Source organism: Spiroplasma endosymbiont of Polydrusus pterygomalis, assembly GCF_964030635.1.
GTDB lineage: Bacteria > Bacillota_I > Bacilli_A > Mycoplasmatales > Mycoplasmataceae > Spiroplasma.
Map to the genome: position 1 here is coordinate 315,053 of NZ_OZ034909.1, position 14,801 is coordinate 329,853.

The 14,801-nt window shown below is 25.1% G+C and carries 20 protein-coding genes and 2 pseudogenes; 14 read left to right on the forward strand and 8 right to left on the reverse strand.

Annotated elements, in window-relative coordinates; translation table 4 throughout:
• Positions 1-19: 19 nt before the first annotated feature.
• Together ACQH23_RS01955 and ACQH23_RS01960 are read right to left on the reverse strand one after the other, a co-directional pair.
• A pseudogene (locus ACQH23_RS01955) lies at positions 20-286 on the reverse strand (hypothetical protein); the annotation flags it as partial.
• A complete protein-coding gene (locus ACQH23_RS01960; RefSeq protein ID WP_425378723.1) occupies positions 253-516 on the reverse strand; it encodes a hypothetical protein in 264 nt (87 codons plus the stop codon). The pseudogene ACQH23_RS01955 and the gene ACQH23_RS01960, both read right to left, overlap by 34 nt.
• 60 nt (positions 517-576) lie before the next feature.
• On the opposite strand from ACQH23_RS01960, the gene ACQH23_RS01965 reads away from it, so the two are divergent.
• The 8 genes from ACQH23_RS01965 (at position 577) to ACQH23_RS02000 (ending at position 6,564) form a co-directional block, all read left to right on the forward strand.
• Positions 577-1,482, forward strand: coding sequence for a PBSX family phage terminase large subunit (locus ACQH23_RS01965; RefSeq protein ID WP_425378724.1), 906 nt, complete (start codon positions 577-579; stop codon positions 1,480-1,482).
• Positions 1,483-1,557: 75 nt separating this feature from the next.
• Entirely contained in the window at positions 1,558-1,686 is a 129-nt protein-coding gene (locus tag ACQH23_RS01970) for a hypothetical protein (protein WP_425378725.1), read from the forward strand.
• Positions 1,686-1,964 (forward strand): hypothetical protein, encoded by a 279-nt coding sequence (locus ACQH23_RS01975; RefSeq protein ID WP_425378726.1) that lies wholly within the window; start codon positions 1,686-1,688, stop codon positions 1,962-1,964. Before ACQH23_RS01970 ends, ACQH23_RS01975 begins: the two co-directional genes overlap by 1 nt.
• Entirely contained in the window at positions 1,957-2,556 is a 600-nt protein-coding gene (locus tag ACQH23_RS01980; protein WP_425378727.1) for a hypothetical protein, read from the forward strand. The genes ACQH23_RS01975 and ACQH23_RS01980 overlap by 8 nt, the downstream gene beginning before the upstream one ends.
• Positions 2,557-2,580: 24 nt before the next feature.
• Positions 2,581-3,348, forward strand: coding sequence for a hypothetical protein (locus ACQH23_RS01985; RefSeq protein WP_425378728.1), 768 nt, complete (start codon positions 2,581-2,583; stop codon positions 3,346-3,348).
• Positions 3,349-3,351: 3 nt separating this feature from the next.
• On the forward strand, positions 3,352-4,320 hold the full coding sequence (locus tag ACQH23_RS01990) for a hypothetical protein (protein ID WP_425378729.1): 969 nt from the start codon (positions 3,352-3,354) through the stop codon (positions 4,318-4,320).
• 9 nt (positions 4,321-4,329) lie between these two features.
• On the forward strand, positions 4,330-5,163 hold the full coding sequence (locus ACQH23_RS01995) for a hypothetical protein (protein WP_425378730.1): 834 nt from the start codon (positions 4,330-4,332) through the stop codon (positions 5,161-5,163).
• Positions 5,164-5,490: 327 nt separating this feature from the next.
• A complete protein-coding gene (locus ACQH23_RS02000) occupies positions 5,491-6,564 on the forward strand; it encodes a hypothetical protein (RefSeq protein ID WP_425378731.1) in 1,074 nt (357 codons plus the stop codon).
• 27 nt (positions 6,565-6,591) lie between these two features.
• On the opposite strand, the gene ACQH23_RS02005 is transcribed toward ACQH23_RS02000, so the two are convergent.
• From ACQH23_RS02005 to ACQH23_RS02020, 4 genes are all read right to left on the reverse strand, one after another.
• Positions 6,592-7,137 (reverse strand): lipoprotein, encoded by a 546-nt coding sequence (locus tag ACQH23_RS02005; protein WP_425378732.1) that lies wholly within the window; start codon positions 7,135-7,137, stop codon positions 6,592-6,594.
• Positions 7,138-7,247: 110 nt separating this feature from the next.
• On the reverse strand, positions 7,248-7,682 hold the full coding sequence (locus ACQH23_RS02010; protein WP_425378733.1) for a hypothetical protein: 435 nt from the start codon (positions 7,680-7,682) through the stop codon (positions 7,248-7,250).
• A gap of 19 nt (positions 7,683-7,701) precedes the next feature.
• Positions 7,702-8,334 carry an IS30 family transposase gene (locus tag ACQH23_RS02015; RefSeq protein ID WP_425379285.1) on the reverse strand — a complete coding sequence of 211 codons (633 nt, stop codon included), beginning with the start codon at positions 8,332-8,334 and terminating at the stop codon, positions 7,702-7,704.
• The gene (locus ACQH23_RS02020; protein ID WP_425378734.1) at positions 8,335-8,652 is read right to left on the reverse strand and encodes a transposase; all 318 of its coding nucleotides are present in this window, start codon (positions 8,650-8,652) and stop codon (positions 8,335-8,337) included.
• 157 nt (positions 8,653-8,809) lie between these two features.
• On the opposite strand from ACQH23_RS02020, the gene ACQH23_RS02025 reads away from it, so the two are divergent.
• The 4 genes and pseudogenes from ACQH23_RS02025 (at position 8,810) to ACQH23_RS02040 (ending at position 10,488) form a co-directional block, all read left to right on the forward strand.
• Positions 8,810-9,493 carry a helix-turn-helix domain-containing protein gene (locus ACQH23_RS02025; protein WP_425378735.1) on the forward strand — a complete coding sequence of 228 codons (684 nt, stop codon included), beginning with the start codon at positions 8,810-8,812 and terminating at the stop codon, positions 9,491-9,493.
• 156 nt (positions 9,494-9,649) lie between these two features.
• Positions 9,650-9,775 (forward strand): annotated as a pseudogene (locus tag ACQH23_RS02030) (hypothetical protein); the annotation flags it as partial.
• Positions 9,776-9,814: 39 nt separating this feature from the next.
• Positions 9,815-10,027, forward strand: coding sequence for an IS3 family transposase (locus ACQH23_RS02035; protein WP_425378736.1), 213 nt, complete (start codon positions 9,815-9,817; stop codon positions 10,025-10,027).
• Positions 10,028-10,305: 278 nt separating this feature from the next.
• The gene (locus ACQH23_RS02040) at positions 10,306-10,488 is read left to right on the forward strand and encodes a hypothetical protein (RefSeq protein WP_425378737.1); all 183 of its coding nucleotides are present in this window, start codon (positions 10,306-10,308) and stop codon (positions 10,486-10,488) included.
• An 85-nt stretch (positions 10,489-10,573) separates the two neighbouring features.
• Here ACQH23_RS02040 and ACQH23_RS02045 read toward each other — a convergent pair whose 3' ends face one another.
• Complete coding sequence (locus ACQH23_RS02045) at positions 10,574-10,897, reverse strand: hypothetical protein (RefSeq protein WP_425378738.1); 324 nt, start codon at positions 10,895-10,897, stop codon at positions 10,574-10,576.
• Positions 10,898-11,220: 323 nt separating this feature from the next.
• On the opposite strand from ACQH23_RS02045, the gene mutM reads away from it, so the two are divergent.
• Positions 11,221-12,054, forward strand: a complete 834-nt coding sequence (gene mutM / locus ACQH23_RS02050) for a DNA-formamidopyrimidine glycosylase (protein WP_425378739.1) — start codon at positions 11,221-11,223, stop codon at positions 12,052-12,054.
• A gap of 341 nt (positions 12,055-12,395) precedes the next feature.
• The gene (gene fba / locus ACQH23_RS02055; protein WP_425378740.1) at positions 12,396-13,286 is read left to right on the forward strand and encodes a class II fructose-1,6-bisphosphate aldolase; all 891 of its coding nucleotides are present in this window, start codon (positions 12,396-12,398) and stop codon (positions 13,284-13,286) included.
• A 356-nt stretch (positions 13,287-13,642) separates the two neighbouring features.
• On the opposite strand, the gene trpS is transcribed toward fba, so the two are convergent.
• Positions 13,643-14,683, reverse strand: coding sequence for a tryptophan--tRNA ligase (trpS, locus tag ACQH23_RS02060; RefSeq protein ID WP_425378741.1), 1,041 nt, complete (start codon positions 14,681-14,683; stop codon positions 13,643-13,645).
• Positions 14,684-14,801 lie beyond the last annotated feature (118 nt).

A 14,801-nucleotide genomic window follows, 5' to 3' on the forward strand; every position in this document is an offset into this window, starting at 1 on the left:
ATACTTTCTTAGCATTATAAACAATGCCATAATCTTCTTTTAAATATTTGGTAATTCGACGATAACCAAATTGTTTTAAATTTTCTTCATAGACTTTTACAATATTTTTTAATGATTCGCTATCCTTACCATTACTTGAATAATTTTTATATTTATCTCAATAACTACGCTTTAAATCTGTTATATCAAGTAATAAATTTAGTGGATATTTATTAAGGTTTTCTTTGATAAAAAATACAATTTTTCTTTTATTTAATTGTAAAAGTCATGAAGCTTTTTTAGTAATTCATACCTAACTTTGTAATAGTTTAAATCTCTTTTTTCAAATGATTCTTTTGGACCTTTATTGGTGTTTAAAATTCCTTTCTTAAAATTTCCATACCATGAAGCAACAGTTTTTTTATTAATTGCATATTTTTTTGCAATAAAACTTATACTATTATTTTTAACCTCTTGTCCTATCCTTTTTCGAAAATATGCTGTATATTTATTAAATTTTTGTCCTTTTCTTGCCATATAAAAATGCACCTCCTTTAAAGTTTAGCAAAGACTTTTTTTCTTTACTTACTTTTTTGGGTGCAGTCTAGTTTACATTCACCAAGTCGAAAAGAAAAATTAAAAGCCTTTGCTGATTTGAATAAGTATAAATTAGTAATTGATTGAAGAGAAGAATGTGAACAATTTCAACAAAAAGATTTAAGTGATTTAGAGTTTGCTATTCGTGGTTATCAAAATAAAATAACAATTAATACGTGTAATCCTGAAAGTTTAAAAAGATATATTGTTGGCTATTGTAATGAATTATTAGCTTTTAATGAAGAAATAATGCGTAGTAAATATGAACAAATTAAATATATTGAAAAATGAAATATGAAAATTATTATTCATTATTCTAGTTGAAGATTAAATTATGAATTGCCACAAGATAAAGTTAATGAACAATTAAGATTAGAACAATTAGATATTGAAAGAGCAAGAGTATGGAGTTGAGGATTGCCCGGTAATACTAGTGGTTCAATTTTTGCAAGATATATTGATATTATGCAAGCAACAGATATTATTCAACCAACGAAATTATTAGGTGGTGTTGATATTGCTAACGCGACCAGTCCTAAGGGACATACTACTGCCGCTAGTTTTTGACTATATAATTCATTTGATAAAAAAGCTTATAAAGCTTCTGAGTATACGCATTCAAATGCTACACACCAATTTAAAACAGAGTTAGAACAAGTAAAAGATATTTTAGAGTTTTATAACAATCAATTAAATCAATATTTTAATTTAATACAACAAGGTATATCAATAAATGTTGATGATAGTGCATATTCAACATTACAAAGTTTAAATAGAGAAAAATATAATTATACTTTTGGGCAATATATGACATTTAAACCAGCACAAAAACAGAAATTTAAAATAAGACATCGGATTGAAGCATTTACAATGTTAATAAATACAAACCAATTAAAATGATTATAAGAAAAATGTCCTGTCAGTAAAACCCAATATGAATTAATTCAATGAGAAGATAAACCAGATGCCAGAGAAGAACGAATGTTAGACTTATATGATGATACATTTGATAGTGATTTTTATTCTTTACATTTTGAATTAATACCAATGGTTAAACATAATAGTTCAGCAGATTATAAATTATGACAACAAAGGGAGTGAATAACTTAATGAAAAAAGATATTTATGTAATCCATGATGAACGTGTAATAAATGCAAAAAGACCTTATATGTCTGTTTGTGGACAAGTTAAAAAAAGACTTTGTCAAGAATTAAAAAAAGATAATATCGCAATATGTAAATTAAATTTATATAACGAATATATTAAAAAAAATCAAAAAGTTAAAGTATGTGTTCAAGTTTTAGCAAATGAGCCAAATTTATTAACAGTAAATATTATTAATTATGCACTTATCTTAAAATTAAAGGAGCAAAATAACCATGAATAATACTTTCCCTAGTTTACCAAACTTAAGTGATATTAATGGTGTTTTAAAATTTTATAATTATGATTGAACAATTAATTTAGCAAATATTATTGCTCGTCATCAAATGCGATTAATAAATGGTAAAGATATTTTATTTAAGTCTCATCGTAAAGACATTTTAGAAAAATTAAATTGATGATATGAAACTTATAAAATAAAAGAAAAGTTAGATAAAAACAAATTAACAGCAAGTTTAATGGGTAAAACTATTTTTGGTTTATTAGAAACTAGTGATGGTAATATTGATTTATGAATTAATCCTTTTAACTTTACATCACGTGTAAGTAAAATAAATGAAATTGAACAAGGGGCCGACATTTGATTAAATTATCATCAATCAGATAGTGGTTTTATTTTAAATTTAATTTGTACCAAAGATAAAATAGTTATTAAAGGTTGACCAAAAAATAATGAGGTAGTTGTTGGACAAAGTAAAACACAAATTAAAGATGATGTTAGACCTTTTTTAGTTCAAGAATTTAAAAATAAATTAGGAATAGTACCTTTTTGAGAAATGATAAATGAACCTAATCCGTTGTTCTTATCAACTTAAACTACATTAAATCCATGACCTACGATGGCAAATTGTTATAAATTACAATTTGATTTAGAAGATAGTTTTAATATTAAATCAAAAGAACGATGAGCTAATCGTACGCACTGATATGGGGTATTAGATGATGGTTTAATGAATGCTTACAATATGGGAAATAAAAAAGCATTACAAGATGTATTTGATGATATTTTTATTCAATCAGGTCAAACGGCAGCAGATGGGACATCATCACAATCTTTACAAGTAGTACAAGGTGCACCAACATTAGAAACATATACCGAAGATCAAAAATCAATTATTGAGCAAGTATATTTAGCATGTCATTTTTCTAGTCCATTTGGTGATAAATCAGATAATGACCAGAATAAAACACAGTCATTATTAACTAAAACAAAAGACTTAGAAAAACAAGCATATTTACAAGCATATCGTAAGCAATATTATACTAAGATGTTTGATACTGTTTTAAAATATTATGGTTTATGAGATGGTATTGGTGAACGGCCTTATGGTTTTGATTTTATTAGTGCTAGTTTAGTTGACCAAATGCGACAAAATGAATTAATTACTGCTAGATTAGATAATGGCACAATGGAACCAATAAGAGCTATAACTGAATATGACAATATTGATGAATTAGAAGCAACAAAATATTTTGAGAAAGTAGAAAAATGACAAGATAAAATGCAAGCCAAAGAAATCGAACATAATAATAAATTACTAGAATATGATGAAACTGGTAATAATCAAAATGCCTTACAATGTAGAACGGAAATAAAGGAGAATTAAAAAATGAGTAGAATTAACCCAGGAGTTATCGAAGAACTAAGAAGACAAGCCCACGATACTTTAATAGATATAAGAGAAAATATAAAAGATAATAGACATTGAATGGTGTTTCCTTTTAATGTTTATAGTTCATATATTCCTGATACTGAAACAGGTTGAAAACCCAATAACGCAAAGCCTAGTGATTATGGTAGTTATTCAAGAATATTTGATAATATGGAAAGTACGATTGCTCAATGACAAGATAGTTTAAAAATAGTTCAAAAACATAAAGGTGAAGAAATTAATATCTTAACAATTGATGATTTTAGTAAACAATCAATTAATTCAACTATATGAGCCAATAATGAAACACCTTTCGCGATAAAATTAAAAGATGAAAATAATAATGTTTATTGAAAATTAATTGATGGGGAAAATATTTATGATATTAATAGAATGTTAGAATACTTAAAGCAATATAAAATAAGTTATTTTATTAATAATGATAATAAAGCTGATAATTTTTATACAAAAGAAGTTAAAGTTGGTAAACATTGAGATGCTTATATGATTGATGATAGAAGTTCGATTCAATTTGGTGAAGCTAAATTTGAACAAGTATTTACTCAGCAATCAACTGAAAGACAATATACTTTATTAATTTTAGATGAAGATGCAGATAAATTAAATATTAATGATTATTATAACTTTTATACGGTTTTTAATGACCATGGATTAAATATTGGTGGAGGTAATATAAATATTGCTCCCCAAGATAGACAATGATTATATCCATCAAATGTTATTAATTATTATTCACCATGAGATGGTAGTTTTTTATGACAAGAAATTACCTTTTCAAGTATTAATGACAAAATTAGTAATAGTGGTTTATCAGTACGACAATTTATTCAAACATCAGCACCTGGGGAAGGTTATTGTTTTCCTAAAATAACTTATAATGAGAAAACAAATACATCAACTATTTAATTAGATGATATGTTATTAAAAGACCCCGGTGTTAGAGCAATGGCAGTTAAATTTTATGGTAATCCGATCTTTTTTGATATGCCCGTTATTGGCCGGCCAATTATTAAAGGTCAATTTAATCCAAAAGTAATGAATTCACGAGATTTATTAATGTATAACATGTATCCGTGTCCGCCTGACAAAGTTAATACTTATGCTTCACCTGAAGTAAGTTGATATAACATTCAAGGGATTCAACCAACAATGATAACTGGTTATGAAAACTGAAAAAAAGATATGGAAAGTAGATATGATTTTTGAAAGCAAAAAAATAGTGAGGGTATTGTTATAACTGACCAAGAAAGTAATCCTACTGTTGGAAAAACAATTAAAGAAGAAAATAATGACTCTAAATTTTATTGGTCTAAAAATTGAAAAATAACGCCACCAAGTCAAATAAAAGTAAATAGTGGTGACGTTAATAATATTATTAGTACCCAAGCATCATCATATTTTAGAAGAAAAGATGAATTTGGTAATACTGTTGGTAGTGTTCAAATTGAATACAATAAAATGAATGCACGTAATGTTTGAGATATTTTAAATATGAATAATTTTATTAATCGCCAAATTACTGTCTTACCTTTAAACTATACTCAAAAGTTAGTTTTTAATCCTTTTACGATACCAGGCGGAGTTGGTAAATTCTTAAACTTTATTTCGTTTGGTATTACTTGGGGCTGAGTTATTAATCAAGATGAAAAAAATTGACCTAATTTTCAATGACTTAATGGCTTTATGAGTGCTAATATTTATAGTTTTTATAATGATGCTTTTTGGTCTGAAAACTCAAAAGGTAAATAACATTTACCTTTTGAAATATTTAGAGAACAAGGCAATGATAAAGTTGGTGCTATTTTTGGAGCAAATGCTACTAGTTTCGGGTTTACTACTTTATTAACTGATAAATTAGTAAGTACTGTTTTAACTAAGGATGGTAAACCAACAAATAATATAGTTTATTCAACATATAATCTAAAACAATTAAATCAAAAAACTAACCGAATTTATTTAATTAATGAACTTACAACAGCAGTAGATGCTCAAACACCAGTTAGTGACGGTGAAGAAGATAATGATTGTGAATTATTACAAACACCATATGGGACAAATTGTAGTTATATTATTGATATGTTTTCAATACAAGCATTATATAAAGGTAATTTTGAAATTATCTTTTATGCTGATAACCCATATACCAATAATGAAGAATATTATTTACGCTTATCAGTATGAAGATTTCGTGGAAAAACAAAAAGTGTATTAAATAATTATTTACGCGATATGACAACTAATTATAAAACTAGTTTCTTATTACCGCACGATTATGAAATACCAAATTTTAATTACCCTGAATATGTATTACCACCAGTGCCATATAACTATAAACCTTATACAAAAGATATATGAGGTGCTAATACAGCACAACTATTAAAAACTAAAATTACCGAACCAGCACAATGTACTTCAACTTGGTCATTATTAAATGATGGTATTAATTTATTTAATAATAATTATTATAATGCTTATTATGATATTGAAATTGATTTAAAACAAATTGACCCAACAATTCAAAGTATTGATAAATTTCAAGATGCTTATAAAACGATTGAAATAAGTAATATGGGTAATTTACAAGTTGAATGTGGACCACCAAAGATAGAAAATTTTATTCATAATAGAAAAGTAAATTTATTATCTGGATATAATTCTATTTGTGACGGTGGTTTTGGTTTATTGTCTAAAATAACTTTAAAAAAAGAAGGATTATCACAAACTTATAATGTTAATTTTCCAAATATTTTTACAATAGACACAAAAGAAATAACTAATGATATTAAAACTCTTGATATTTTTAAAACTAATGGTTTACCAAGAGAAAAATATGAAGAATATTACACACCAGGTATAAAGGTTGGTAATGTATCATTTTTATTACAAATAACATCATTGTTTAACAAAGTTAGCAATAAAATTAAAGAAACATATTTACAAGCATATTATACAAATGATATGAAATTAAAAATTATATTTTCAAAAAAAATAATTCCTTTTTTATCTGGTGATTATATTAATTTTCATCAACAAAGAATTAAACGTTTTGGTAATGATAAAGAAATTATATTAGATGTTTCTAACCCAAATGTCTTGGGAATTAGAAATAAAAGTAATAACCCCATTAAAATAACTATTAAACCAAGATAAAAAATAGGGATAAAACCCTATTTTTTATTAATCTTTAACTTTTATATTGTTTTTATCATCTAAAACTAAATCAGGTTCTGGTTTATCTAATGAATTTCAACGATAAACTGATTTAAAATAATCATCATTTATTTTTTGTCAAATATGATTATTTTGTTTTATTTTTCCTTGTTTTTCATCCTCAACAATAAATAAGATTATATTTTTATTGTCTTTTATGTCATAAGGAATATCCTTATTTAAACATAAACTTCAATTATTTATATTAGTAATTTTAATTAAATCATCTACTTTTTTATCATTCTTAAATTTAGTAATTACCAATTTAACATTTTTATTTTCTCTTCATACTACATAATAATATTTATTATCAACATTATTAAATGATTTTTCTTGTGGTGATATTCATTCTAAATTGTCTCTAATAGTTTGGTTTTTTGTATCTATTTTATGTTTTTCTTTTTCTGTTTTTAATTCATCCTCAATATATTGTGGTGTATTACAAGCAACTAAACTTGTTGTACTTGTTCCTATTAAAGTGATTGATCATAAAATATTTAGTATTTTTTTCATATTTATCCTTTCTTTTTTATATAATTTTATTTGTTAATTTAATTAAAAATGAAAATAATATAGATTATTTTCATCTATAAATATTTTAAAAAATATTTATATCAATTTAATTATACTGATGATTTTATAAATTTTCCTAATTCAATCAATGAAAAACCAAAAGCTTTTGTAGATTTATAACCTTGTTCTATTATTAAAGAAACATTTTTTATTTCTTCACCTAAATCTTCAATATTTTGTCCTAAATCTTCAATATTTTGATTAGATATTTGATTATTATTTATTTGAACATTTTCTACTTTAGCTCCTATTTCTTTTAAGTTATTACCTAAAACATATCCGTTTAATTCATTTGTTAATCATGGTTTTACAATCATTCTATAATCTTTTAATCCCGGTAATATGTCTGGATAATATTTAAGTTTCTCATCTATTGTTAATTTTATACCTATAGTATTAATGTTTTGACCAATAATATTAATATTTTCATTTATTTTAGATATATTAACACTATCAGTAGTTAAATTTTCATTTTGATATGCCAAATTGTAAAGTTAAGTGCAACTAAATTATTTTTCTAACCAAATATTCGATTGGCGAAAGATAATTTAGTATTTTTCTTGGTCTTTGGTTTAAAGACAATATAAATTTATGAACTGCATTTTTAGTAGTATTTGAAAAATTAAATTTTTTAGGAAATTTTTCTCTAATTAAACCATTAGTATTTTCATTAGTACCTCTTTGTCAGGGTGAATATGCATTAGCAAAATAAATTTTCACATTTAAATTTTTTTCAAGTTGTTGTCAATTAGCAAATTCTTTACCACGATCAAATGTTATAGTCTTAACAAGATTATTTGGAAGAATTGATAAATAATGGCTAATATTTTCGTTAATAACTTTAGTAGTTCTATTTTCAACTAATATTGCTAAAGTAAATCTTGATGTTCTTTCAACTAAAGTTATTAAACATGATTTACTTTTACCTCGTGATGATACTACGGTATCACCTTCTCAATGACCAAGAGTTACGCGATTATTAACATTAGCATTTCGTTCTTTAATTGATTTACCATTAAATTTACCCCGATTTTCTTGATATTTTCGTTTCTTACCTTTTCTTCTTAAATTTTTATTAGTAACTTTTTCAAGTAATCCAGAATAAATTCAATTGTAAATTGTTTTAAAACTAATAATTTATTCTTTATGAAAATTTTTAATTCTGCCATAAATTTGTTCGGGTGATCAACCTAATAATAATTTTTGTTGTACATATTTTACTAATTCTCTATTTTTAAACTTATGAAAATAAATATGTGATTGTTTTCTATTTTCTGCTTTATTTTGTGCAATTAATGAAAAATAATGATTATTATCTTTATTTCTATTAACTTCTCGAATAATAGTACTAATACTTCGATTAAGATTTTTAGCTATTTCACTAATTTTTATTTTAAACTTCAATTTATTCTCAATATAAATTCTTTCATCTATGCCAAGATGTTTATATCCCATATAAAAACTCCTTGCTTTATTTTTTCTAAAATAAACTTAGCATCATAAAATTTTTATATGAGATTTTTTGCAATTTTATTTACTTGCACTTACAAGTATAATTCAGCAATTAAAAATAAAAAATTCCAAATTGTAAAGTTAGGAGAAACATTTTTATATGGCTAAAGGTAAAATAAAAGGGTCTAAAGATCATTTTTTTGAATTTAAAGAAAAAATTGTTAATGAATATTCAATTAACAATAAATCTTATAATGAAATAGCAAAAGAATATCATATTAGTTTAGCAACTATTTCAAAATGAGTAAATCAATTTCAACAAAATAAAGAAATTCTAAAAGAACGAAAAAAGCGAAAAGATTTTGAATTAAATAAGTTTAAAAAACCCTTAGAACGTGAAAACTATTTATTAAAAAAAGAAAATGAAAGAATAAAAGCTGAGAATGAGGTTTTAAAAAAGCTTGAAGCTCTTCCAAAGATAAAAACAAAAACAAACATTAGAAAACAAATTGCTTTTATTAAATCAGAATTGCAAGTTTCAAAAATTACTTTATCATGATATTTAAAAAAATTAAGAATTTCATATGATACTTGAAATAAATATTCAAAAAATTGTGATGAATATCAACCAAATATTGATTATTCAATATATGAAATAATTAAAGCAATTCATAGAGAAAATAGTATTAAAGGACACAGACAAATTAAATTATCTTTGGAAGAGCAAAAAATTAATGTGTCGAATTCAACAGTTTATCGTTATATGAAATTAGCTAATAGAATTTCTAGTGTAAGAATTAAAACAAGAAAAAAAATTAATCATTTCTTAAAAATGACAAATTAACATATTCGACATAAATATCTATTAAAACGTAATTTTAAAGCTGAAAAAACTAATCAAAAGTGATCAATTGATATTACGTATGTTAAAACAATCACAGAATGAGTATATTTATTTGCAATCAAGGATTTATTTAGTAATTTAATAGTAAATTATTCTTTAACAACAACTCCAACAGTAAATTGAGTAAATAATTGTATCAAAGAAGCAATTATTAAAAGAAAAATAATCAAAGGTGAATTAACTATTAATTCTGATCAAGGTATTCATTTCACTTCAAAATCTTATGAAAAATTATTAAAAAAACACGGTATAAATATAAGTGTGTCAAGAAGAGGCAATTGTTTAGATAATTCACCGATTGAAAATTGATTTTCAATTCTTAAAACCGAGAACTCAGAATTATCACACTGTAAAAATATTTTAGAAGTAAAAAATATTGTAGATAATTATATAATTCATTATAATGAAAAAAGAAAAATTTTAAATTTAAAAATGCCACCACTTCAATATGAAATGAAAGCATTTTTTAATTAAAATTCTCAGTTATCTAAAACTGTGCAGTATAAATTCCTATTTGTATTTTTTCTTTATGAATTAATTTGCAATGATTATCATAGTATCGCAATAATTTTATTGTGATTTTTTGATACATTGTGTTATTTCTTCTTTTTTAAATTTGGATTTTAACACAATATTTTTATTTGTTTAACTATCCTATTTAATTTTACAATTCAGGTCTTTTAATTTGTTATTTCAAATTAAATTACTTACTTTTTTGGGTGCATTCTATAGATAACAAAATCATAATTTCAATGGGTAAAAATTATCATTGTGCAGACAACGTTATTATTGAAAGTTTTCATTCATTACTTAAAAAAGGAACAATCCATAATAAAAATTATAAATCTCATAATGAATATATTAATGATGTTAAAAAATGAAATAAATGATATTCAAACCAAAAAGAAAAATATATAATAAATGAAAGTTTGTAAACCTTTTTATTAATACTTACTAAACAGGGTGCAGTCTACAATTAATTAACTTTAAATTTAAAAAAATCTAACAGTAACTGTCAGATTAGTTAAGTTCTGTCACAAATTGACTTACTTTGCTTTCAACAAAATAAGCATACTCCTTAATTAATTCTTTTTGTCCTTCTAAAAAGAATAAAATTTTCATGATCTTTTCTTTTAATTCTGAAATTTCTTCATCATTACTATAATTTTCAATAAAATAAATTTCAACCAATTGCTCAGCAATTTCCTCATCTGCAACTGATTGTTCATAATAATTATTGTAATTAGCTTCATTGATGATTTCGCCAATAAAATCACGAAAAAATTTATCATCATTAATTTTAGTTTTAATTTCTAATAATAATTCCTTTAATTCTGGTTTCATAAATTCCTCCTTTATCTCATCCACTTATATTGTACTATATAAATTAATTATTTGCTTGTTTAAATAATTTGTTGATTGCGTTGCCAAAGTTGGGGAAAATAAAAAAGAAAGTTTTCAGTATAATTAAGTTTGAAAAAAATTAGAAAGAAAACTTTCTTTTTTATTTTCCCCAACTTTGGCAACGCAATCCTGAAACTGTGCATTACAATTCATATTATTTTTTTATGTTATTATTTAATTGAAAGATTTGTTGCACTTGCATTTACAATTTACATTAGATATAAAAATAAAATTAAATTATTAATTAGGAAAGAAAGAACAGTATGCCAGAATTACCAGAAGTTGAGACAGTCCGTCGTATTTTAACAAAACATGTCGTTGGTAAGATAATTACGGATTGCCAAATTTTTTGAAATAAAATAATAAAATATCCTCTTGATCCGAAAGAGTTCACTAAGGAAATTATTCAACAAAAAATTAATCGAATTGATCGAATGGGGAAACATTTGCTTTTTATTTTAGATGATTATGTTTTAATTAGTCATTTACGAATGGAAGGGAAATACTATTTCACCGCAAAAGATGAACCAGGGGAATGACAACATATTATGATTTTATTTGAGCTTGATAAGAACTTTCAATTGCGTTATCATGATACAAGAAAATTTGGAACAATGCATTTATATAGCAAAAAGGATTATTTACAACAAGCACCTTTAAATAAATTAGGATATGAACCATTTGATGAAAAAATGACAGTTTCATACTTAAAGAATGCTTGACAAAATAAAGGCCAACCAATTAAAACGACATTATTGGAACAAAATGTTATTGTTGGAATCGGTAACATTTATGCAAATGAAATTCTATTTGCTTCCAAAATTCATCCGGGAGAAAAAACCAAAAATTTAGAAGATCAAGATTATCAAAATATTATTGATAATACAAAACTCGTCCTGCAAAAAGCAATTAATGAAGGTGGAACAACAGTTGCAACTTATCATCCCGAACCAGGGGTTGATGGTAAATTTTTACAACAGTTAAAAGTTCATGGTCGAAATAAAATGAAATGTGTTAATTGTTATCAACAAATTGACAAAATTTTTGTGAATGGAAGAGGAACTTATTTTTGTAATTATTGTCAAAAATTAAAATAAAAGGGCATTCCTAATAAAGTAATGCCCTTTAGAAAAAACTATGAAAAAACTATTTACTAACGGATACCTATTTTTGGGTATTTCCTTTTAGGAGGCCCATCCACCAGGTAATGATTAAGCTCTGTTTGTTTACTATATGTTGCCATATAGTACGTTATTTATAACACGGGATTTATAAAAAAGGTGATAAGAAGATTAAAAATTATTATTTTTTATCTTTTTTTTGTTAAATTTTGGTAAATTATCCAAATATTAATAAATTTCTTTGTTTTACCGTATTTTTTAAAATAAAAAGTTTATAATATTAACGTAATATTTTATATTAGGAGGGAAAAGAAATTATGGGAAAAAAATATCATGCTAAATTAGTTAATGCTAGTGAAATAATTAAAAAAGCACACCAGAATAAATACGCTGTTGGTCATTTTAATATTAATAATCTAGAATGAACAAAAGCTTTATTAGAAGCGGCGCAAGAAACAAAAACCCCAATTATTTTAGGGGCTTCAGAAGGAGCAATTAAATATATGGGAGGCTATAATTTAGTTGTTGCGATGGTTAATGCTTTATTAGATTCATTAAACATTACAGTTCCAGTAGCGTTACATTTAGACCATGGGCAATCAGTAGAGATTTGTAAAATGGCTATTGATGCTGGTTTTTCATCAGTAATGTATGATGGTAGTCACCATCCATTTGCTGAAAATCTAAAAAACACCAAAGAAGTAGTAGCGTATGCAAAACCAAATGCTGTTTCAGTTGAAGCGGAAATTGGAACTATTGGTGGGGAAGAAGACGGTGTTGTTGGTGATGGGGAAATTGGTGATCCAAAAGAAGCGGTGGAAATGGTAGCAACAGGAATTGATTTTCTTGCCGCTGGAATTGGTAATATTCATGGACCATATCCAACAGGATGATCAGATTTAAACTTCCAAGCATTAGAAGATATTCAAGCTGCGGCAAAAATTGGGATGGTTTTACATGGTGGTAGTGGAATTCCACAAGAGCAAGTTAAAAAAGCAATTTCATTAGGAATTAGTAAAATAAATGTTAATACTGAATTACAAATTGCTTTTGTTGCTGCAACTAGAAAATATATTGAAGAAGGAAAAGACAAACCAGAAAATGGTAAAGGGTTTGATCCACGAAAATTATTAAAACCAGGATATGAAGCAATTAAAGCTACATTTAATGAATTAATATCATGATTTGAATGCAAAGGTAAAGGATAAAAAACATTTCAAAAATGAAATTTTTTTATCTATAATTTTATGTTTAAATAGTCTTAATAAACGATTCAAAGATAAAGTTTATTAAAAAAAGGAATTTATTAGTTATGTGCACAGTTTCAGATAACTGAGAATTTTAATTAAAAAATGCTTTCATTTCATATTGAAGTGGTGGCATTTTTTAATTAAAATTCTCAGTTATCTGAAACTGTGCAACTGCAATGTTTCTCCTAACTTTATATATTAATAATAATCTAGAAAAATTTTTATTTATATATCTCAGTTAAAAGAAACATTGCAGTTGCAGTCTAATTTTCTTCTTTTTTAAATTTGGATTTTAACACAATATTTTTATTTGTTTAACTTTCCCATTTAATTTTATAATTCATGTAATTTAAACCAATGGTATTTTTAACTTTTGTTATTTTTTTATTCGCAATTGCTCGTGCTTTTGTTCCCCCTGCCTCAATTAATTCATCAATTGTTTGATATTGCATTAATTTTTGGTACTTTATTTGAATTGGTTCTAAAGTGTCAATAATTGCTGTGACGACTTGCTCTTTTAATTGACCATAATCTTGTTGAGCAAATTCCTTAACAGCAGTTTCAATTGAAACTTTTTTTAAAACAGCATAGATTGTTAGCAGGTTACTTACCCCTGGTTTTTTCTCCGGGTTATAAGTAATTTTGCCTTCTGAATCAGTTACTGCACTGCGAATTTTTTTTCGAATTACATCGGAGGGATCTAATAAACTAATAAATGATTTAATATCTTTGGAAGATTTACTCATTTTTTTGGTCGGATTTTGTAAATCCATAATTTTACCACCAATTGGTGGAATAAAATCAGCTGGAATTTTAAAAAGATCTTGTTGGTAACGGTTATTCATTCGTTCGGCAATATTTCGGGTTAATTCAATATGTTGTTTTTGGTCTTTGCCAACCGGAACTAAGTCAGCATCGTATAATAAAATATCGGCGGCCATTAAGGTTGGATAAGTTAATAAACCGGTTGGAATAAATTTCGTGCCATTTTCTGCTTTCATTTTGATTGACTTGTCTTTAAATTGGGTCATTCGGTATAATTCCCCAACAGTTGTATTACACAATAAAATATGGGCTAATAAAGTAACTTCTAAAATATCTGATTGTACAAAAATAATTACTTTTTTAGGGTCCAGACCACAGGCATAATATAATGCAATCATATTTTTAATATTATTTCGTAATTCTTCTTTACTAATTGGAATTGTAATAGCATGTAAATTTGCCACAAAAATAATTAAATTATTATCTTCTTGTAATTCAATAAAATTTTTTATTGCCCCAATATAATTCCCTAATGTTAATTGTCCAGTAGCAGTAATGCCTGAAACAATTGTTGATTTTTTTTGTTCCATATGTTTTCCTTTCCTGCATAAATTTAATAATATATTTAATAATATCCTAACAAATATTTTGGTTATTACAAAATAACTTTAATTTTGTCGAAAACTCTTGATAAAATAAAAAAATCAT